This window comes from Paenibacillus sp. 1_12 (assembly GCF_900114475.1).
In the GTDB taxonomy this organism is placed as follows: Bacteria; Bacillota; Bacilli; order Paenibacillales; family NBRC-103111; genus Paenibacillus_S.
Map to the genome: position 1 here is coordinate 689,986 of NZ_FOTE01000001.1, position 18,322 is coordinate 708,307.

18 protein-coding genes and 1 pseudogene are annotated in these 18,322 nt (G+C 45.0%); 10 read left to right on the forward strand and 9 right to left on the reverse strand.

Features of this window, described 5'->3' with window-relative positions; all coding sequences use genetic code 11:
- Positions 1-357: 357 nt before the first annotated feature.
- The gene (locus BM210_RS03050; protein ID WP_091164262.1) at positions 358-723 is read left to right on the forward strand and encodes a hypothetical protein; all 366 of its coding nucleotides are present in this window, start codon (positions 358-360) and stop codon (positions 721-723) included.
- 375 nt (positions 724-1,098) lie between these two features.
- Here the strand turns inward: BM210_RS03050 and BM210_RS03055 are convergent, their stop codons facing one another.
- From BM210_RS03055 to BM210_RS03070, 4 genes are all read right to left on the reverse strand, one after another.
- The gene (locus tag BM210_RS03055; protein ID WP_091164264.1) at positions 1,099-1,416 is read right to left on the reverse strand and encodes a nucleoside triphosphate pyrophosphohydrolase; all 318 of its coding nucleotides are present in this window, start codon (positions 1,414-1,416) and stop codon (positions 1,099-1,101) included.
- Positions 1,417-1,435: 19 nt separating this feature from the next.
- Positions 1,436-2,158 carry a peptidylprolyl isomerase gene (locus tag BM210_RS03060; protein ID WP_256223214.1) on the reverse strand — a complete coding sequence of 241 codons (723 nt, stop codon included), beginning with the start codon at positions 2,156-2,158 and terminating at the stop codon, positions 1,436-1,438.
- A 346-nt stretch (positions 2,159-2,504) separates the two neighbouring features.
- On the reverse strand, positions 2,505-2,888 hold the full coding sequence (locus BM210_RS03065; protein ID WP_091164267.1) for an O-methyltransferase: 384 nt from the start codon (positions 2,886-2,888) through the stop codon (positions 2,505-2,507).
- Between the two features lie 170 nt (positions 2,889-3,058).
- A complete protein-coding gene (locus BM210_RS03070; RefSeq protein ID WP_091164269.1) occupies positions 3,059-3,448 on the reverse strand; it encodes a VOC family protein in 390 nt (129 codons plus the stop codon).
- Positions 3,449-3,652: 204 nt separating this feature from the next.
- On the opposite strand from BM210_RS03070, the gene BM210_RS03075 reads away from it, so the two are divergent.
- Positions 3,653-4,912, forward strand: coding sequence for a methyl-accepting chemotaxis protein (locus BM210_RS03075; RefSeq protein ID WP_091164271.1), 1,260 nt, complete (start codon positions 3,653-3,655; stop codon positions 4,910-4,912).
- Positions 4,913-5,032: 120 nt separating this feature from the next.
- Here the strand turns inward: BM210_RS03075 and BM210_RS03080 are convergent, their stop codons facing one another.
- Positions 5,033-6,823, reverse strand: coding sequence for a M3 family oligoendopeptidase (locus BM210_RS03080; protein WP_091164273.1), 1,791 nt, complete (start codon positions 6,821-6,823; stop codon positions 5,033-5,035).
- Between the two features lie 157 nt (positions 6,824-6,980).
- On the opposite strand from BM210_RS03080, the gene BM210_RS03085 reads away from it, so the two are divergent.
- From BM210_RS03085 to BM210_RS03095, 3 genes are read left to right on the forward strand one after another with little or no spacing between them, the layout of a single operon-like run.
- The gene (locus tag BM210_RS03085; RefSeq protein ID WP_091164275.1) at positions 6,981-7,169 is read left to right on the forward strand and encodes a YycC family protein; all 189 of its coding nucleotides are present in this window, start codon (positions 6,981-6,983) and stop codon (positions 7,167-7,169) included.
- A complete protein-coding gene (locus tag BM210_RS03090; RefSeq protein ID WP_091164277.1) occupies positions 7,166-7,405 on the forward strand; it encodes a hypothetical protein in 240 nt (79 codons plus the stop codon). The genes BM210_RS03085 and BM210_RS03090 overlap by 4 nt, the downstream gene beginning before the upstream one ends.
- A 48-nt stretch (positions 7,406-7,453) precedes the next feature.
- Entirely contained in the window at positions 7,454-8,551 is a 1,098-nt protein-coding gene (locus BM210_RS03095) for a GGDEF domain-containing protein (RefSeq protein ID WP_091164279.1), read from the forward strand.
- A gap of 57 nt (positions 8,552-8,608) precedes the next feature.
- Here BM210_RS03095 and BM210_RS03100 read toward each other — a convergent pair whose 3' ends face one another.
- Together BM210_RS03100 and BM210_RS03105 are read right to left on the reverse strand one after the other, a co-directional pair.
- A complete protein-coding gene (locus BM210_RS03100; RefSeq protein ID WP_091164281.1) occupies positions 8,609-9,307 on the reverse strand; it encodes a DUF2225 domain-containing protein in 699 nt (232 codons plus the stop codon).
- An 11-nt stretch (positions 9,308-9,318) separates the two neighbouring features.
- Complete coding sequence (locus tag BM210_RS03105; protein ID WP_091164282.1) at positions 9,319-9,717, reverse strand: globin domain-containing protein; 399 nt, start codon at positions 9,715-9,717, stop codon at positions 9,319-9,321.
- A gap of 380 nt (positions 9,718-10,097) precedes the next feature.
- Between BM210_RS03105 and ylbJ the strand changes: the two genes are divergently transcribed.
- The 4 genes from ylbJ (at position 10,098) to BM210_RS03125 (ending at position 15,726) form a co-directional block, all read left to right on the forward strand.
- Positions 10,098-11,345, forward strand: coding sequence for a sporulation integral membrane protein YlbJ (gene ylbJ / locus BM210_RS03110; protein ID WP_091164284.1), 1,248 nt, complete (start codon positions 10,098-10,100; stop codon positions 11,343-11,345).
- Positions 11,346-11,379: 34 nt separating this feature from the next.
- Positions 11,380-13,938 carry an alpha-glucan family phosphorylase gene (gene glgP / locus BM210_RS03115; protein WP_256223215.1) on the forward strand — a complete coding sequence of 853 codons (2,559 nt, stop codon included), beginning with the start codon at positions 11,380-11,382 and terminating at the stop codon, positions 13,936-13,938.
- A 162-nt stretch (positions 13,939-14,100) separates the two neighbouring features.
- On the forward strand, positions 14,101-14,778 hold the full coding sequence (locus BM210_RS03120; RefSeq protein WP_091164287.1) for a PilZ domain-containing protein: 678 nt from the start codon (positions 14,101-14,103) through the stop codon (positions 14,776-14,778).
- A 120-nt stretch (positions 14,779-14,898) separates the two neighbouring features.
- Positions 14,899-15,726, forward strand: a complete 828-nt coding sequence (locus BM210_RS03125) for an NAD kinase (RefSeq protein ID WP_091164289.1) — start codon at positions 14,899-14,901, stop codon at positions 15,724-15,726.
- Between the two features lie 157 nt (positions 15,727-15,883).
- Here the strand turns inward: BM210_RS03125 and BM210_RS35535 are convergent, their stop codons facing one another.
- The gene (locus tag BM210_RS35535; RefSeq protein WP_256223216.1) at positions 15,884-16,393 is read right to left on the reverse strand and encodes a YutD family protein; all 510 of its coding nucleotides are present in this window, start codon (positions 16,391-16,393) and stop codon (positions 15,884-15,886) included.
- 105 nt (positions 16,394-16,498) lie between these two features.
- Positions 16,499-17,377: pseudogene (lipA, locus tag BM210_RS03135) on the reverse strand (lipoyl synthase); the annotation flags it as partial.
- A gap of 153 nt (positions 17,378-17,530) precedes the next feature.
- Between lipA and larB the strand changes: the two are divergent.
- Positions 17,531-18,322, forward strand: coding sequence for a nickel pincer cofactor biosynthesis protein LarB (larB, locus tag BM210_RS03140; protein WP_091164291.1), 792 nt, complete (start codon positions 17,531-17,533; stop codon positions 18,320-18,322).

Here is an 18,322-nt window from a genome sequence, read left to right on the forward strand (position 1 = left end):
CACTACATTCCGCATAATCGCAAAAGGGATGCTCTTGGCCAAAGCATTTTAAATATTTTTAATAAGACCATAGTCTTAGCTAAGGGGAAAGATATATAATCGGACTATATAAGATGAACCAAACATCCGGACAGCAGGGAGACGCTGCGAAAGCAGACCCTTCTTCCAATCGTTGTTGCAGCCAGATTCTTTGTATACTTAGCCCTATAGGGGTAAGTATCCGTCTGCAAAGGCGAACACTTCGTTTCTCCAGAAGGGTCCGCTTTCTCCGCTTGGGCTGTATGTTTCTTTGGTTCACCTTATATAGAAGTAAATGTGCTATTCTGCTAGAGTATTAATACACAGGGGGGATTTGTCGTGTCGTCAACTAAAATTTTGGATGATAATGAAAAAATAATTGAGATCGTTTGGGATTCCAAGGCTACACCTGAAGAAATCGATAGTATCACTAAGGAAATACAGACTTACGCTCAAGAACTTGGCGGATACTTTGACGTTATAGTTGATATGAGAACAGTAAAAGTATTTGCGCCAGAGTCTCAAGCAAAACTTGTTGAGCACCAAAAGTCGCTAAAGGAATTTGGAATGAAGCGCGCTGCTGTCGTAGTCACAGGAACAATTGCAAAAATGCAGCTGAACCGGACTGCTAGAAACTCCGTACATACGACTGAAACCCAGTGGGATAATTATGAAGAGGCTTTAGTATTCTTAAAAAAATCGTAATGAGCTACTGCATTGGCCAAATTTTGCTGCAGCTGACGGTATTTTAACTGTCAGATCATTAGCCTACGCTTGTAGTTCAAGCTCTTGTCCATCCAACTTCAGCATTACTTTACTTGAGAGTAACATGGGTAAATAGTCCATCTTTTCGCGAACAGGCGTTTCTGTTATAATTAATACGAGAGCTCTTAGTCGTTTCTCAAAACCGACACTCCCCCTTCCCGGTGAGTGTTTTTCCTATGCATAGCCTTCTCACTACATGTCCTCGACCATCACATCTATTAGTTCATAACTTCATGGAAATAATTGATCTTCACTATCGCGCTGGCAAGAGAATTCTCTACCCGTGCATTCATCTAAATCCTGCTTGTACGATTATTAATTTGTTGATAAAAGCAGCAATTTCTTAGAGAATGCACCACGATCCTCTTTCTTCTTAAGTCTAACTTTCTCAAACTCCTCAACTGAAACGCCCTTGTTATCAAGTATGGCGTAGACCAATTCAACCAGATCTGCCAACTCTTCGACCTGATCTATCGATTCAGCAGCAATGTACTCATCCAGCTCTTCTTGAAGCTTTTCGTTTAGTTTCTCGACATACTCTCTGTCACTAAGTTCCCTAATCGAATAAGCAACGCCCTTTGCATCCATGACTTGAGGAATCTTATCACGGATGAGCTTGTTATACATCTTCATTATTATTCCCCTTTTAACCTTATTGAGCTTCGTGGTCCTTCTCAATAATACTCACAGAGTTAATTACTATTTTTTCTGTGGGATGACTGACTTCACCGCTTTGCTGAGCTGTAACCTTAGTTCCAGCTATTTTCAGAACCGTATCCATTCCACTTGTCACTTTTCCGAAGATGGTGTAATTGGGCACTTTATTTAATGAACGACTGTCCTCACCCGTACATATGAAAATTTGGCTGCCATTCGTATTGCGACCTGCATTAGCCATCGCAACGATTCCTGGTTCATATTGAAATTTTGAATTCAGCTCATCCTCAAACTTGTACCCTGGTCCCCCACTCCCTGTTCCTGTGGGATCGCCAGTTTGTATCATGAAGGACTGTATAATCCGATGGAAAACAATATCATCGTAAAAGCCCTCTCTCGCAAGAAAGACAAAGTTATTTACGGTTTTAGGTGCTGCATCTGCAAAAAGATCAATTGTAAAATCACCTTTGTTCGTTTTCACTAAGGCTTGATAAGATTTCGTTGTATCAATTTTCATTTCCGGAGGCGCATTATATATTTTCTTTTCTGACGCAGACTCCTGTTTAACTGGAGCAACTTGATTCACCGGCGGATTTTGTTTCTGGTGATCATCACTCGTGCTGGCCATATGAATTCCGGCTGTGAAAAATAAAAAAAGTGCTAGTAAACTTTGCATCATAGCTTTTTTTCCTCCTATTGTGTAAGTTTTTTTACTCATCCAATCAAGACACTCGTGCTCAGTAGCAGCCTGAACTCCACATGACTCTCAGTCACTTATACGATACTCATTTATAAATATATTTTTATAATAGTAATCCTTTGGGTAATTTTCTTATTGTTAAAATAACAAAATACCCCAAAAAAGTATATCTAAACTTTACCTTATGAAATTCAGTGTATTTCCTTTGAGATCCCCTATTAGGATATTACTAAAAAAACCACCGACAGCAGCTGTCAGCGGTTCAACGATTTCTAAGGAAAATCCGAATCAAGAAAAAGTATAAATAATAAGTGCGATAAATGAAAACGAAATCGTAGCCAAGCCTTCTGTTTAAGGTGCATGATTAATCTTTTTTCTTGTTGGGATTCAGTTCTTCCATCAAGCTGGACATGTTGTAATTTGATTCAAACGCTACACTCGTGCACAGCTTGTTTTGGCGCATGGCAAATTCAAACGAAATTTCACCATGCGTCCAGCGCTTGAGCTTTAATGATTCCATTGCCGTATGTCGAAATGTTTGAAGTTCTTGCTCCGACAAGCCCATCTCCATCTTCTGCAATTGGTTGCCCTTGCTCTCTAATGGGAATGCCCTAACTCCAAATTTTCCTACGACATTGTTGCGAATTTGGACAAAGACCGTTCCTGAAGTGAGGAGCGCCAATTCCTCCTTAATTTCCCGAAACACGATATCAATCTGCCTTGCCAAAGTCACATTTTCTAATATCATTAACATCCTCCTACCTAATAGGTGTTGTCAGCGTGGTGCTGCAGTCCTATTATATGAATGTTTCATGAATTAATCAACAATATTTTACATTTATATAATCATTATCCATACATCGTCATGATACAACAGCAAAAGACATGTTAACTGTCGAAAACTTGTCTCTTATTCCACTATCCGTCATAAACCTCTGCATTCAGCTCAATAATGTTGCAATCTGGGTCCAGAACATAGATTTGTGGAAACCCCGCCTTGGCATGAGGCCGAAGATCACAGTGAATTCCCTTCTCCTCCAGCCATTTTCTTGTATGCTCATAGCTGCTGACCCGTAAGGCAAAATGCCCATCTCTGGAGTCAATATTTCCATCCCGCAGCGTTTGTCCTTCATGAACAATCAGATGCAGCTGCTGACTGCCTCCGGCAATTGCAAACCATGCGCCCTCAAAGTCAAAAGGTGGCCGATCCATTTCTTTTAGACCTAGAATCTCTGTATAAAAAGCTTTGGAACGCTCTAAATCTCGTACAACCAGACTAACATGATGAATCCCTTCAAAAACAATCATTTCATCGTCTCCTTTTTCCAATCGAGGTTTTATTATTCCCGTTACCCTTGCAGTTTTGTAACAATTCATCGCTACAAAAGACCTATTTTCGACAGTTATCTCTATTTTTTTACTTTAGAATCGATTTGAAGTATAGACCCTGCTACTTTTGGATGATATAATTTGCTCGTAAGTAAGTTATTAACATCTGAAGGAGATATGCTCATGAATTGGATACAAGGCCTATCGTTTAAAAAGAAGCTTCAGTTCGGCTGCTACCTGTTGGTGGCTGTTTACTCCATTGCACTTTTGATCATTAGCTTGGAATCAGAAAGAGCTATGATTCTGGGTATTATCTTCTTAATCATCATGATCGGGCTAAGCTTTCCTTTTATCAACTGGTTTGAGAGAACGCTTACAGAACCGATTAACAACATCTCACGCGTTGCACTAAGTATTTCCAAAGGTGATTTTTCTCAAAAAGTTGATGTACAATCCGATGATGCGCTCGGCGAACTTGGGATGGCTTTCAACAAAATGATGGATCGGCTTCGCGAAATTTTACAGGATACTGGAAGTATGTCCAAGCATGTGTTTGATTCCAGTCGTGATATTTTTTTCAAAAATGAAAACTTGAAAAACGTCCTCGAGCAAGTCGCAGTTTCCTCCAATGAGCTGGCATCCGGTGCTAACCAAATATCCGAAGAAATTTCTGATATTTCCGTATCCACCAAAGATATCGAGAATAAAGTAACTACCTTCACGGCTTCCACCCAAGAAATGAATTCAAGGTCCGGACATATGTTAACCTTGGTTCAAAATGGTTTGCAAGCAGTTGAAACACAGAGCGCAGGCATGAAACGCAACGTTGAAGCTACCGCGAATGTGTCAAGAACGATCGATCAGCTAGCTGAGCAGGCTAATGGCATTTCCCAGATAACACGGACAATTTCCGAAATTGCCGAGCAGACCAACCTGCTGTCCTTGAATGCATCCATTGAAGCCGCACGTGCGGGTGAGCATGGCAAAGGTTTTGCTGTAGTTGCCCAAGAGGTTCGCAAGCTGGCTGAAGAATCTACTACGTCCACGAAAGAAGTATTCCATCTCGTCAAATCGATTGAAGGCGGCATTCACCAAGCACTGACGCACATTGCACAAAATGAGGAAATTGTTAACAAGCAAACACAGCTGATCACGGAAACAGAAAAAATATTTGCCGACATCGTCAGCAGTGTTACCTTTATTTCCGAGCAGATTGCTACCTTTGCAAGCGACAGCCAAATGATGCTGGACAGCGCTCAACGTATATCCGGCACGATGGAAAGTATCTCCGCAATTACACAGCAATCCGCTGCAGGAACGGAGCAGGTATCCGCCTCTATGAACGAACAAATTGATGCCGTTCAGGAAATCGTTGACAAGTCGGAGGAAATGACCAAGCTGGTTTCTAAATTGCAGCAAACGATGCAGCTGTTCAAGCTGTAGGCTGTACGATTCTTACATACTGGCATCCATGCCAAGCTTAACCTATATAGGTGTACCTGATGGGTTCATAAAGAGCCGGATTGACGCACAACATCGTGCAGACATCCGGCTTTTTGCTGTTTATTCAGTCAGTTGTAGAAACTCACGTACATCCTGAACGGATAAATCCATCGCATTTTGCCAAAAATCAGCTTGACGCAAATCAACCCCAAGGTGCTTTTCTGCTAGCTCCTCCACCGTCATCCTACCGGTATCCCGCAGCAGCGCCACATATTTATCCTCGAAGGCAGCCCCTTGTCGAACCGCTTCCGCATAGATGCCTGCGCTAAACATATAGCCGAAAGTGTAAGGGAAATTATAGAACGGTACCTCTGTGATATAAAAATGCAGCTTGGAAGCCCAAAAATGAGGATGGTACTCCGATAGTGAATCCCTGAAGCCCTGCTTTTGCGCTTCCACCATAAGCTCATTAAGCCGCTCAACGCTGACCAAGCCCTTGCTGCGTTCCTCATAAAACTTCGTTTCAAACAGAAAGCGCGCATGAATATTCATATAAAAAGCTACCGAGCGTTGAATTTTGTCCTCCAATAGAGTTAGACGCTCCTCAGCACTAACAGCGCTTTTCATAGCTGCATCTGACACAATCAGCTCGGCAAACGTTGAAGCCGTCTCCGCCACATTCATTGCGTAATCCTGTGCCAGCGCAGGCAAATCATTCATCACATGCTGATGATAGCCATGACCGAGCTCATGCGCGAGCGTTGACACATTGGAGGCTGTGCCTGCATACGTCATGAAAATCCGGGTTTGCTCGGCAATCGGGAAAGAAGTGCAAAACCCACCTGGCCTTTTGCCTGGACGGTCCTCCGCTTCAATCCATCCCTTTTCAAATGCCTGGACTGAGAAATCAGAGAGCTTTGGGCTGAAGCGTCGAAATTGATCCACAATCAGCTGTGCCCCTTCGTCATAGGTGAAATGCTTGCTGCCTTGACCCACAGGAGCCTCTACGTCGTACCAGCTTAGACGTTCTACACCGAGCAGCTTCGCTTTGCGCTGTAAATACTCGACAAAAACATCCTTGCTCTTATCAATCACGCCCCACATGGCATCCAGTGTCTCCTTCGACATCCGATTGATGGACAGGGGTTCTTTATGTATGCCTTCCCAGCCGCGGCGCTCATACAGCTTTAAACGGAATCCGGCCAAATGATTAAGGGCATCAGCGCAATAGTCAGCATGCTCAGCCCACTGATTCTCCCATAGACTGAACAACTGCTGACGTACAGCACGTTCTGGATGATGCATTTTATTCGCCGCCTGACCCGCAGACAGCTCCTGGATTTCTCCGTTTTCCTCGAACTTGATGCGAAATTTACTTACCGTTGTGTTATAAGCTTCTCCCCAGCCATGATAGCCGTCTATCGCCAGATCATTGACTAGTGCCTCTTGCTCGGGCGGAAGCTTCTCGGCAGCAAGTGCCCTGCGCTCTGTCAAAGGATAGGCGATTTCCTGCAGTTCAGGATTAGTCAGAAGCTTTTCCCATTGCACATCGCTGATTTCCGCCAAATATTGATCGAATTGCGTCATGACCGAGGAGTAGGCCGCGTACGATGTTTTCACACGGTCTGCCAAGCCAATCGCAGCCTTATCCGCCTGATTCTCTGCCGCCAGACAAGCTACGAACGAATCGGATTCCCGCAATTTTTTGGCAATCGATTGCAGCAGATTCAGGACAGGCAGTAAAGCCGCTGCATCCAAGATTTCCTGATTCGACTTTAATCCAGCAAGCTGAGCCTCCAATTCGGTTATCTCCGTACGCATTCCTTCCAAGAAAGCCATAAAAGCCGTTGAGCTGCTGCCTCCACTGAAAAATGTTTCCAAATCCCATGTTTGCTGTAACGGTTTCAGCATATAAACATCGCACCTTCCCTAAAAATTAAGTATCTTTATTATTAAACCATATTTATGGCCGCAGCCAAAATAGTCCGTCCCCAGATTTTGGTTGAATTGTTACGTACGTTATGTTTAAATGATGACTATAGATCTATTGACAGGAGTTGACCGCAGCATGAAACCTTTACAGATCTCAGCCGAAACGGCACAAAAACTTGCCAAACAATTAAATATTCCATTGGAGCACCTGATGCATATGCCACAGCATATTTTATTACAAAAGATGGCCGAGCTTGCCAAACAGACACCAGACCCAGCAGCTGATACCGCAGTAGACAGCACAAAGCAGGAACCCAAGTCATGATTCCCTTTCTTAATACTTGGCCTTACGAGTTGATCCAGCAGGATGTATATTTTCATGACTGTCCGCTTTGCGGCAAATCACAGGTGCTGCTGCCTTTAAGAAGAAAGGACCTTCCCGATCTCATCAGTGGTGTCAAAAGACTTCTGGTGCTCCCTTGCTGCCTGAACAAGCTCACTATTGTGGGAGCGGATCGTGATTACTTACTTGCCAACCAACCTTTAAGAAATCTACGCTGACAAGCCCCTCAAAGCGATTGCCGGCTCTGTTCAGGAGTGTAAATAAGCATGAACCCTATCGCCTTCACCGATGCTTGCGTATTGATTGCATTAAGCTATGCGGCTTTAAAATTAAAGCATCGTTTATTTATGGAGCGCTATGAGCTGTGGAGCGCTCCATTGTTGACGGGGCTAGCCTGTATCATTATCATGCTTCAACCTCACTTTGGTGATCCTTTTGCAGCTGTTCTTTACTGTATTCCGATTATTATGGCGGGTCTTCGCTTTGGATGGGTAATCTCTTTGCTTTCTACCCTCCCACCGAGCCTTTTTCTACTCATTCATGAGCCTGTGGAGATAAGCAGCTTCCTTCAAATTGTGCAGGAGCTGTTAGCTCCAGCGCTTGTGAGCTCCTGGTTTCACAAAAAAGAGAGCGCTTCCGCGTATGCGGAAATTTCCTTTATGGACGGTCTCAAGATATGTGGAATGCTCGGATTGTCCCGTTTTCTGTTTGGAGGTTACATCTATACGAATACGACTATAGTTGACTATTTCAGCCAACTGCTGCTGCTGCTCCTGTTCGCACTCGTTATTATCGTCTTGATTGCTATGTATAACGAGGATAATCGGACTTGGGTATTTCAGCACCGATTGGAAATTCAAGCCAATCAGGATCGACTTACAGGACTACCCAATCTCCGCAGCTTTATGAACATCGCTCAAAACACAGCCCGACGCCGACCTCTTTCCATCATGATGGTTGATATTGATAATTTTAAGCTTTATAACGATACATATGGGCACCTGCAGGGTGATCTGCTGTTGTATGAGGTTGGACAGCTGCTAAGCTCTACCATCCATGAGCATGACTACGCAGCCCGCTATGGAGGGGAAGAGTTTATTGTATTAAGCCATTTGACTGAAGATTCTCAGTTGTCCGCTTACGCCCACAAGCTATGCCATGCCGTAGCCTCCCATCACTCGAGCTGTGTGGAGCGGACAGGAGTAACCGTTTCCATCGGAATTTCGGTATCTTTCAATGCACAAGCAGATTTGCTGCGAACTATTTCCGAAGCCGATGAAGCGCTGTATGCTTCCAAGCATAGCGGCAAAAACCGGTTTACCCTGTACCACTCAATCAATAGAATTATAGCAAAAAACGCTTAGCGCCGACTCCCAAACTGGACTCGTGCACTAAGCGTTTTGTTGCTCCTTCGTTATCACTTATTCCATACTTCCGAGCTCGGCAAGCTCCACTTTATCAGCCAGCATGTCCTCTCTCGTAACAATCCATTGCTCACGTGACGCCCGGATCATCCCTGCATCCATAATCTTTTTATCATTAATAACTCTCCCGAACCATTTAACAGCATCATTATAATGCTTCATTCTGCGGTTTAATTCTCCAATCAAATACATAAGCCGGGCATTATTCAACTCGTCACTTTCTGTTTCCAATACGCTGGTATACGCATCTAAAGCAAATTGCAAAAATCGTTTCTCCTGCGGCTCGTCATTCTTGTAACGGTATAACCAAGCAATATGATGCAGCAAGCCTGCAATCACACGTCCCTTTTCATTCCGCAGCTGCGCACACACCAAAGCCAGCTTGTACGTGTACATCGCATCTTCCCAGCTGCGCTCAGTACCATAATCCTTGTAAGACCAATTATGAACAATCCGCTCCTCCAAAGCCTGGCGCTGCTCGGCAGTAAACCTTGTGCTGGAATTTTCCGTACTCGCATATCCGCAAAATGGACAAACACGAACGACATAGTAGTCCGGGTTCGTTTCTTTGTAATGAATACAAAAATCGGTATCCGTTTTGGTCGCCTTTTTGAAGCTCGGTCTTACTCTTGAAGTTTGGAATGAGTTCTCACAATAAGCACAATCCACTTTGATCTGAAATAAAGGCTCAACCACACAAACACTCCTTATGGATTCGAATTTACAAAATGATGGGCAGGTCCTTGCAGCCGCTCCAGCATAAATGATTGTAATTCCGGCTCTAAACCCGTTTGTTCCATAGCCAGCTTCATACAGCCAAGCCAAGCCTCTGCCCGCTGCGGTGTAATTTCAAAAGGCAAATGCCGAGCACGCATCATCGGATGGCCGTATTGATCTGAATACAGCGACGGGCCTCCAAAAAATTGTGTCAAAAACATAATTTGCTTTTCCATGACCGGTTCAATATTTACTGGAAATAACGGTCCAAGCAAAGGATGTGCCTGCACCAACGGATAAAAAGCTTCCACAAGACGGCGAATGGCTGCCTCCCCCCCGATAGCTTGATAGGGCGACATTGGTTTCTGTGAATCTTGTTGTTCTGACATAGCGTTCCTCACCTATCTATCTGTGTCATTATATACAAACCAAAAAGATGCTAATGCCCATGCATTAGCACCCGTTACCTAAGAAGGAACCGCTGCGTAAAGTAGGCTAGCTTTCCAAATCCTCTTCGTTGGAAGACATTAAGGTTTCCTTAATTACAAAAGTAAACGCACATACGAGAATTCCAGCAATAATGCTCATCATGAGGATCAGCTCCCAATCTCATAGTAGTACAATTGTACCATATTTTTTTTGAAAATTCAGCTATTTAGCAGCAATCCGTATTTTTTTTATGATAGTTTGTCCCCATATTGCAGGCATGTCTATGTATGGTGATACATAAGGATAAGAGATGCAGCCTCATATGCGGGAGGGTTATTAAATGAAGGTTAACAATTTCGCGTTCACTTACGGGATTGGTTTATTAGCAGTTGGATTACTGGTCTCCATGCTATTCTTTCCTGCGCAAGCTCTTCACGCCTCTTTGAAAGGTTTAGCCATATGGTGGGACGTTTTATTTCCAGCATTATTTCCTTTTTTAGTCATTTCTGAGCTTATGCTTGGCCTTGGCATCGTCCATTTTTTTGGCATGCTGCTGGACCCGGTCATGCGCCCCGTATTTCGTATTCCCGGTACTGGCGGTTTTGTGATGGCGATGGGCTTCGCTGCTGGTTACCCGGTTGCTGCCAAGCTCACCTCGCAGCTATGGGAGCAGCGGCTGATTAATCGTGAAGAGGGAGAACGGCTTGTGGCTTTTACTACCACATCAGATCCCATCTTCCTGATTGGGGCGGTTTCAGTCGGTTTTTTCCACGATGTAAGCCTCGCTGGTATTTTGGCTGCTGCCCACTACGGTACCGCTATCCTTGTTGGCTTCATGATGCGTTTCCATGGAGGCGCAGCTGGGACGGCAACTCCATCTACGACTCAGGCTTCCAGCAATAAGTCTGCTCGCAGCCTCTTATCCCGCGCCTTTAGAGCGATGCATCGGGCAAGATTGCTCGACGGAAGAAGTCTTGGTGAGATGCTGAGACAGGCCATTCAAACTTCGCTGCAGCTGGTTATGGTTATTGGCGGTCTTGTGGTGTTTTTTGCTGTGGTCATAGAAATTATGTCCTCCACACAGGTGATGCCAATTGTATATAACGGTATTGAGGCGGTGCTTCAATTATTCGGATTGCCAAAAGAGTTATCGGAAGCGATCGCCGGTGGTATATTCGAGGTCACACTTGGAGCCAAGGCCGCCGGTAGTGCTCCCGCTCCCATCAGTCTGATGCACAAAGCGGCAATAGCCGCCTTTATCCTCTCCTGGGCTGGTTTGTCGGTGCATGCTCAAATCATCTCGATTCTGCATCACACGAATCTGCGTTATTTTCCATTTGTTGTTGCAAGGCTGGTGCACGCCCTATTAGCCGCTTCTGCCGTACTACTTTTATGGGAGCCTATGCAGTCGTATCGTGGAGCAACGGCCCTCACACTGCCTGTGATGAATTTTACGGCTCAATTACCTGACAAACCCAATTATGTGCTACCATGGATGATGACAGCTTGTATAGGCCTGCTTTTCGGTCTGTTCATGTTTTATGCCTTGCCTCTTGCGGTTAAACAATGGTTGAAGTGGTTAAAATGACCAATACAAACGAAAATATCGGAAGGTGGGCTAAATGATGAGTACCAACAATCCTTATCCAACTTTTGGGCTGCCGCAGGAAATCGAGCGCTTAAGTGAGCTTGCTTATAATTTGTGGTTTAGTTGGAATGACGAGGCCAAAGCGCTATTTTCCCTAATTGATCCTAAACGATGGGAGCAGACTCTGCATAATCCGGTACGCCTGCTGTTGGATACTGATTCCAAGGTATGGAGTGATCTTACCAGTTCCCCTTCTTTTCTCGAGCAATATGATCGCGTATGCCAGCAATGGGATGCGTACCGCAGTGACACTACCTGGTTTCAAAAAAACTACCCCGAACATCTTCAGCACCGTATTGCTTACTTTTCCGCCGAGTTCGGTTTTCATGAATCCTTACAGATTTACTCCGGGGGTCTTGGCATATTGGCCGGAGATCATTGTAAATCGGCAAGCGATTTAGGCATTCCTTTGGTCGGTATAGGACTTTTATATAAACGTGGTTACTTTTTGCAAAAAATCAATCAGGATGGCCAGCAGCAAGCCGAACAGATCGTCTATGAATTTGACCAACTGCCCATCCTTCCGGTATTGGATAAGAATGATGAACAGCTCGTTATATCCATTTCGATTGCCGACCGTACGGTTCAGCTGCGAATCTGGCAAGCCCGGATTGGACGCATCTCCGTATATTTGCTCGATTCCAATGTGGAGGTCAACAGCCCATGGGATCGCGAGTTAACCGCTCAGCTGTATGGAGGCGATCAGGATATTCGCATCGCGCAGGAGCTGCTGCTCGGTATGGGTGGCGTTAAGGCACTGCGGGCGCTCGAGCTGCCTACAGCTGTTTATCATATTAATGAGGGCCATGCTGCCTTTCAGGCTTTTGAACGAATTCGGGAACAGCTCGAATCCGGTATTCCCTTCCATATTGCCCTGGAGATAATTCGCTCAAGCTCCGTTTTCACAACACATACGCCTGTCCCAGCAGGCCACGACGCATTTAAACAAAGTATGGTTGAATATTATTGCAGCAGCCTGCTGGAGCGTTGGAACGATCACAGACATGAAATCCTGCAGCTCGGTATGGATGACGCCAACCAGTTGTTCAATATGACACACTTGGCTCTGAATACAGCTGCGATGCGCAACGGTGTCAGTAAGCTGCACGGTGAAGTGTCGCGGGATATGTTCCGCTCATTTCACAACAACATAGGCGTCCAGGAGGTTCCAATCCGTCATATTACTAACGGTGTCCATATGCCTACCTGGCTCGCGCCCGAGCTAAAGGAGCTGTACAGCCGGTTTTTGCCTGGAAGATGGTTGGAGGATCAAACAAGCAGCAACCTCTGGAAGTCCTTAGAGCTCATTCCTGCCGAATCCTTGTGGGAGGCTCATAGGGTGCTCAAGGAGCGTATGATCCGGTTTGCTCGGAACAACCTCCGTGAACAGTATGCCAGAAACGGCCAGCCTGCCGAAAAAATCGAAGGCATACAGCGCTATTTATCTGCTAGTGCTCTCACTATCGGATTCGCACGCCGTTTTGCTACGTACAAGCGGGCTAACCTCATATTTAGTGATTTGGATCGACTGGACAGACTGGTTAATGATCCGGATCGTCCGGTGCAATTTCTGTTTGCAGGTAAAGCACACCCCGCCGATCAGCCCGGACAAGAGATGATTCGCGATATTTACCGAGTATCCCAAATGAATCGTTTTCGCGGCAAAATCATCTTGCTCGAAAATTACGATATGAATATGGCGCGTCATTTGGTTCAAGGTGTAGATGTTTGGCTCAATAATCCGCGCCGTCCTTATGAAGCAAGCGGCACCAGCGGTCAGAAAGCAGCCATGAACGGTGCCATCAATTTCAGTATCCTGGACGGCTGGTGGGAGGAAGGCTTCAATGGGAGCAATGGTTGGAGCATAGAGGGCGATAATCAAGCGGACTGGCATACTCAGGAGCTTGAAAACACCGAATCCATCTATCGCCAGCTTGAGCAGGAAATTGTTCCTCTCTATTACAATCAAGGCAAACTGCCTGCGCAATGGGTAGATAAGATGAAACAGTCCATTCAGACCCTTGCCCCTGTGTACAACACTGACCGCATGGTGATGGACTACACGAACAAAGCTTACATGCCTTCTTTAAAGAGAACGCTGCAGTTTTTGGACAACGATTATGATCTGGTTACTAAAGTCGCCGATTATAAGAGGTTTATCATTTCCAATTGGCACCATGTGCGATTTATTGAAATTCGAGATGATGTAAATGGACAATCTGCTGCATTTGCAGCAAATGCCTCCAATCACAATCTGCAAGGATTGAAGGAAGTGACTGCTACGATCTCGTTCGGTCCGATCTGGTATAAGGATACGGTTGTTGAAATCGTGTACTATGAGCATCGCGGTGAGGAATGGCAACCCGTTGTTATTCAGATGGAGCCCAGTAGAGAGCTTGATAACCGTGTTGTCCAGTTTCAGGCAGCCATCGCGTCCCACCTGCAGCACCTTACCCATTACACCATACGAATCAGGCCTATCAGCCCGAGCTTTGTCAGCTCCTTTGAACTACCATTGGTTACAACAACATAAACAACCCGACATGATCATCATTGTCCATTCAGCTCCTCTTTCGGCATTTGTATGCGGATTGAGGGGCTTTTGTACTTACATAGCTTGCTGCCATTGTGTTATCTGTCAATATTGATTATGATGGAACTATCGTTTCACAAATAACTGATTAATGGTGATTACATGAAGTGGGATCAAGCTTTAGCGCTGGAGATCGTTGTCCCTAAAATGAGCTTAAGCCTTATTATTGTTGGTAAGACCAAGGAAGGCCTACCCTTCTTTTTTGAGGACAATTTCATTTTACAAAAAGTAAATGCTGAGCAAATGGTCACCACTATCGAGTTTCAAACTCGGAACCCTCTAGAAGATCTGCATGATATTGGTTTTATTGAAATCTCGTTCCGTGAACGAGGTATTTTGTACTATGCTTTTGTTGAAATGCTCCAGCTATCCGCAACCCAAACTGTTTGCTCACTGACCTTATCTGTCCCTCATGAATTCCGTACCTTTGAGAATCGCAGAGCTAACCGGATTCAGCTGGATGTCCCTACGTCCCTTACCTGTAGAGTCATCGGGGTACGCAAAACTGCTTCATATCAAGGAGAAGCCTTTTTCGGATTGATTCACGATATATCCGCAGGTGGTCTTTCTTTTGTAACGAATACACGTATTTTTTATCCTTTGTTACTTGAGCTTAGCTTTGTACTTCCTAATGATCCACATACCTACATACTACACGGTGAAATCGTCCGGGTAACCAATTGTGCTGATGACTCGTACCGGCTTGCCGTTGAATTCCGTAATATTCCCGAGAGCACAGCACAGCTTCTTTACGAATATTGCTCTCAATCCCCGCTATAACGGCTTGTCTGTCGGATATGCCTGTAGCACATGCTTACGAAGTTGGCTTTCATTCAGAAAGCCTATAGCGCATGCTTACGATGTTGGCTTTCTAAATGAAAGCCTATAGGAGGAAAAGATTTGAAATATAATGTTGTACATCGCGGTGATGATATATCGTTCCGCCTCATGCAGACCTTTCATAAACTGGTCGAAAAATACGATCTGATTCATGATCAAGAGAATCCAGATCTGGTGCTTTCTATAGGAGGCGACGGTACCCTGCTGCATGCTTTTCATCAATATAAGGATCAACTGGAAAGCACTGCATTCGTCGGCATTCATACGGGGCGTTTAGGTTTTTTTGCAGACTGGAAGCCTGATGAGGTTGAATTGCTGGCAGAATTAATGGGTGAAAGCGCGCGGCAAAATGACCTGCGCATCGTTAAGTATCCCTTGGTGGAAATTCAAATTACAACACCACTTGGAATCGAGACCCAGCTTGCGCTTAATGAGTTCACTCTAAAAGGCATTGACGCCACGCTGACAGCTCAATTACATATTAATGATGAGCCCTTGGAAACCTTCCGTGGGGACGGCATCTGTATTTCTACGCCTGCAGGCAGCACGGCGTATAACAAAAGCCTGGGCGGCGCCATTGTGCATCCTTCCCTGGATGCGATTCAGATCGCTGAAATCGCCTCAATCAACAATCGTGTATTCCGTACCCTCGGTTCACCGATTATACTGCCAAAGCACCACCATTGCGATATTTATCCGCGAGCCAGTCAAAATATTTTACTCTCTCTCGACCATGTGTATAACCAGCGTAACGATATTTTATCTATTCGAAGCATGGTCGCTGCCGGCAAAAAAGTGAAATTTGCGCGTTTCCGCCCGTTTCCATTTTGGAGCCGTGTGCGTGAAGCGTTTATCGGATATGAGATTCCAATTGAAAACAAGCCTTGAATATCAAGCCATCACCCTACCACGGTGTTAATTGATAATCTCGTTGCAAACGGCAATGAGCGATTCAATCGCTTCAACTGCTTGGCATAAAAACAGGGTCAACTCTGCTTGCGAGTTGACCCTGTTTGTTTGTTATAGATGAATGGCTACTAGCTGGTTACGTTTTGGCAGGACTGTGATTTTGATTCTGACGTTTACTGGATTGATGCTGTTTACGTTGATGATGATGCGGTCGCTGATGACGATTATGCTGCTGCTGTGGAGCTGCCGACAATTCATCTTGAGCCTGCTGAACTTCCTGCTGCTGTTCTTGTACAGCTGTATCAAGTATTTCTGCTTCCTCATGCTCATTATCATCGTTGGAAGGCTGAAGTTGCTCTATGGGTTGATGTTTGGAAGGTACCTTCTCAATAATAAAATAAGCACAGCCAAAATTACAATATTCATTCAAATAGTCCTGAAAGGTGGCGATCATGGATTCCTTGGTAGCTTTCGGATGGTTGTCCTTAAAAAAACCACGCATACGCAGCTGATTGTAGCCCCAATCCCCAACTATATAGTCATAGCGTTCAAGCACTTCGCTGAATCGCTCTTTAAAGGCATCAGGCTTCCAGCCATTTTTGTGGTCAACGACGACCTCGTAGGTTTTGTTGGCTATAAAGATCACTTATTTTCCCCTCCTCAGAGTTTTGCCGTAGGCAAAACTTACTTCGTAAGCATTCACTTTGAGTTTTGCCGTAGGCAAAACTTACTTCGTAAGCATGTACCATTACTATATTTGCTGTGCCGATTTAACCTGCTCATGCGCATGATAAGAGCTGCGTACTAGTGGTCCCGATTCGACATGACTGAAGCCGCGCTTCATGCCTTCAGCTTTTAGCTCAGCGAATTGCTCCGGTGTATAATATTTTTTTACCTTTAAGTGTTTAACTGATGGCTGTAAGTATTGACCGATTGTCATGATATTGCAGCCTACTGCACGCAAATCGTCCATCGTCTGGAGAATCTCGGACCATTCTTCTCCAAGTCCTAGCATAATACTAGCCTTCGTCGGGATTTCCGGTGCGATTTTCTTGCTTCTGGCGAGCAGTTCCAGAGTCCGGCTGTATTTGGCCTTGGACCGTACTTTATCGGATAAACGTTCTACGGTTTCGATATTATGGTTCAAAATGTCCGGCTTTGCGGCCAGCACTGTCCGAAGTGAATCCTCATTGCCCAAGAAATCGGGAATCAGCACTTCGACACCACACATCGGAAGCCGTTTACGAATAGCTCTAATGGTAGCGGCAAATATCGAAGATCCTCCATCAGCCAAATCGTCTCTTGCTACCGAAGTAACTACAACGTGCTTCAGACCCATCTGCTCCGATGCTTCGGCCACACGCTCTGGCTCTTGAAGATCAAGCTCGGTCGGCAAACCTGAATTTACGGCACAAAACCGGCAGGCCCGTGTGCAAATATCACCGAGTATCATAAAAGTGGCGGTTCGATTAGCCCAGCACTCATGAATATTCGGACATTTAGCTTCTTCACAAACGGTATGCAACGTTTTGTCGCGCATCATATTTTTTAATTCTTTAAAGTTTTCACCTGTAGTCAGTTTAATTTTCAACCAATCGGGCTTACGTTCTAGTGGTGTAGACATCGTGTCATTCCTGCTTTCCGTGGCATAATTCCAAGCTTATGAAGCTATTATATCACGAAAGAGCTAACAATCCACTTTCCCTTTTATTTATGTTAAACTGGATATGATAACAATTTAACGGGCAGAGCTCAACTGTCACTATGGAGGCAATAGCTTTATATGATAAATCTTGAATCTATTCTTAAACACGTTCGTTCAGGCGATTTGGACGTTGCAGAAGCACAAAAGCATCTTGAGGAATTCATAAGTAAACAAAGTCAGACAAGTGATCGTATCGAGGATCTTGGCTATGCACAGCTGGATATTGATAGGGAACGCAGGACAGGATTCCCTGAGGTTATTTATGGAGAAAGTAAATCAGCTGAGCAAATCTCAGCGATCTTTCAAAATATGATGGTACATTCAGACCGCGTGCTGGCAACTCGTGTAAGCAAGGAAAAAGCGGATTTTGTGCAACAAGCGATTGCAGGGGTTACCTATCATGAGGAGGCTCGTGTGCTGACATGGTTTAAGGATCAAGCTGCACGTTTGCCCAAGAGCGACGGTTATATTGCTGTTGTATGCGCTGGAACCTCCGATCTCTACGTTGCCGAGGAAGCCGCTTTGACAGCTGAAAATATGGGCTGTCGTGTGGAGCGGGTATATGATGTAGGCGTTGCCGGTATACATAGACTATTTCGTAAGCTTGATGTTATTCGTGGAGCCAATGCAATCGTCGTTGCTGCAGGCATGGAAGGTGCTCTTGTCAGCGTTCTTGGCGGACTCGTTTCGAAGCCTGTCATTGCCGTTCCAACCAGTGTGGGCTACGGTGCAAGCTTTCATGGCGTGGCTGCGCTTCTGGCTATGCTCAATTCCTGTGCGCCAGGTGTGTCCGTAGTCAATATCGATAACGGCTTTGGCGCCGGTTATAACGCCGCATTAATTCATAAAAACACGACAAAGAGGGATTAA

What these genes read in the sequence shown, in the direction of transcription:
- BM210_RS03055 (WP_091164264.1), bottom strand. Translation starts at nt 1,416, where the DNA reads ATGAAGATGTATAACAAGCTCATCCGTGATAAGATTCCTCAAGTCATG.
- BM210_RS03060 (WP_256223214.1), bottom strand. Translation starts at nt 2,158, where the DNA reads ATGAGTAAAAAAACTTACACAATAGGAGGAAAAAAAGCTATGATGCAA.
- BM210_RS03065 (WP_091164267.1), bottom strand. Translation starts at nt 2,888, where the DNA reads ATGATATTAGAAAATGTGACTTTGGCAAGGCAGATTGATATCGTGTTT.
- BM210_RS03070 (WP_091164269.1), bottom strand. Translation starts at nt 3,448, where the DNA reads ATGATTGTTTTTGAAGGGATTCATCATGTTAGTCTGGTTGTACGAGAT.
- BM210_RS03075 (WP_091164271.1), top strand. Translation starts at nt 3,653, where the DNA reads ATGAATTGGATACAAGGCCTATCGTTTAAAAAGAAGCTTCAGTTCGGC.
- BM210_RS03080 (WP_091164273.1), bottom strand. Translation starts at nt 6,823, where the DNA reads ATGCTGAAACCGTTACAGCAAACATGGGATTTGGAAACATTTTTCAGT.
- BM210_RS03085 (WP_091164275.1), top strand. Translation starts at nt 6,981, where the DNA reads ATGAAACCTTTACAGATCTCAGCCGAAACGGCACAAAAACTTGCCAAA.
- BM210_RS03090 (WP_091164277.1), top strand. Translation starts at nt 7,166, where the DNA reads ATGATTCCCTTTCTTAATACTTGGCCTTACGAGTTGATCCAGCAGGAT.
- BM210_RS03095 (WP_091164279.1), top strand. Translation starts at nt 7,454, where the DNA reads ATGAACCCTATCGCCTTCACCGATGCTTGCGTATTGATTGCATTAAGC.
- BM210_RS03105 (WP_091164282.1), bottom strand. Translation starts at nt 9,717, where the DNA reads ATGTCAGAACAACAAGATTCACAGAAACCAATGTCGCCCTATCAAGCT.
- ylbJ (WP_091164284.1), top strand. Translation starts at nt 10,098, where the DNA reads ATGAAGGTTAACAATTTCGCGTTCACTTACGGGATTGGTTTATTAGCA.
- glgP (WP_256223215.1), top strand. Translation starts at nt 11,380, where the DNA reads ATGATGAGTACCAACAATCCTTATCCAACTTTTGGGCTGCCGCAGGAA.
- BM210_RS03120 (WP_091164287.1), top strand. Translation starts at nt 14,101, where the DNA reads ATGAAGTGGGATCAAGCTTTAGCGCTGGAGATCGTTGTCCCTAAAATG.
- larB (WP_091164291.1), top strand. Translation starts at nt 17,531, where the DNA reads ATGATAAATCTTGAATCTATTCTTAAACACGTTCGTTCAGGCGATTTG.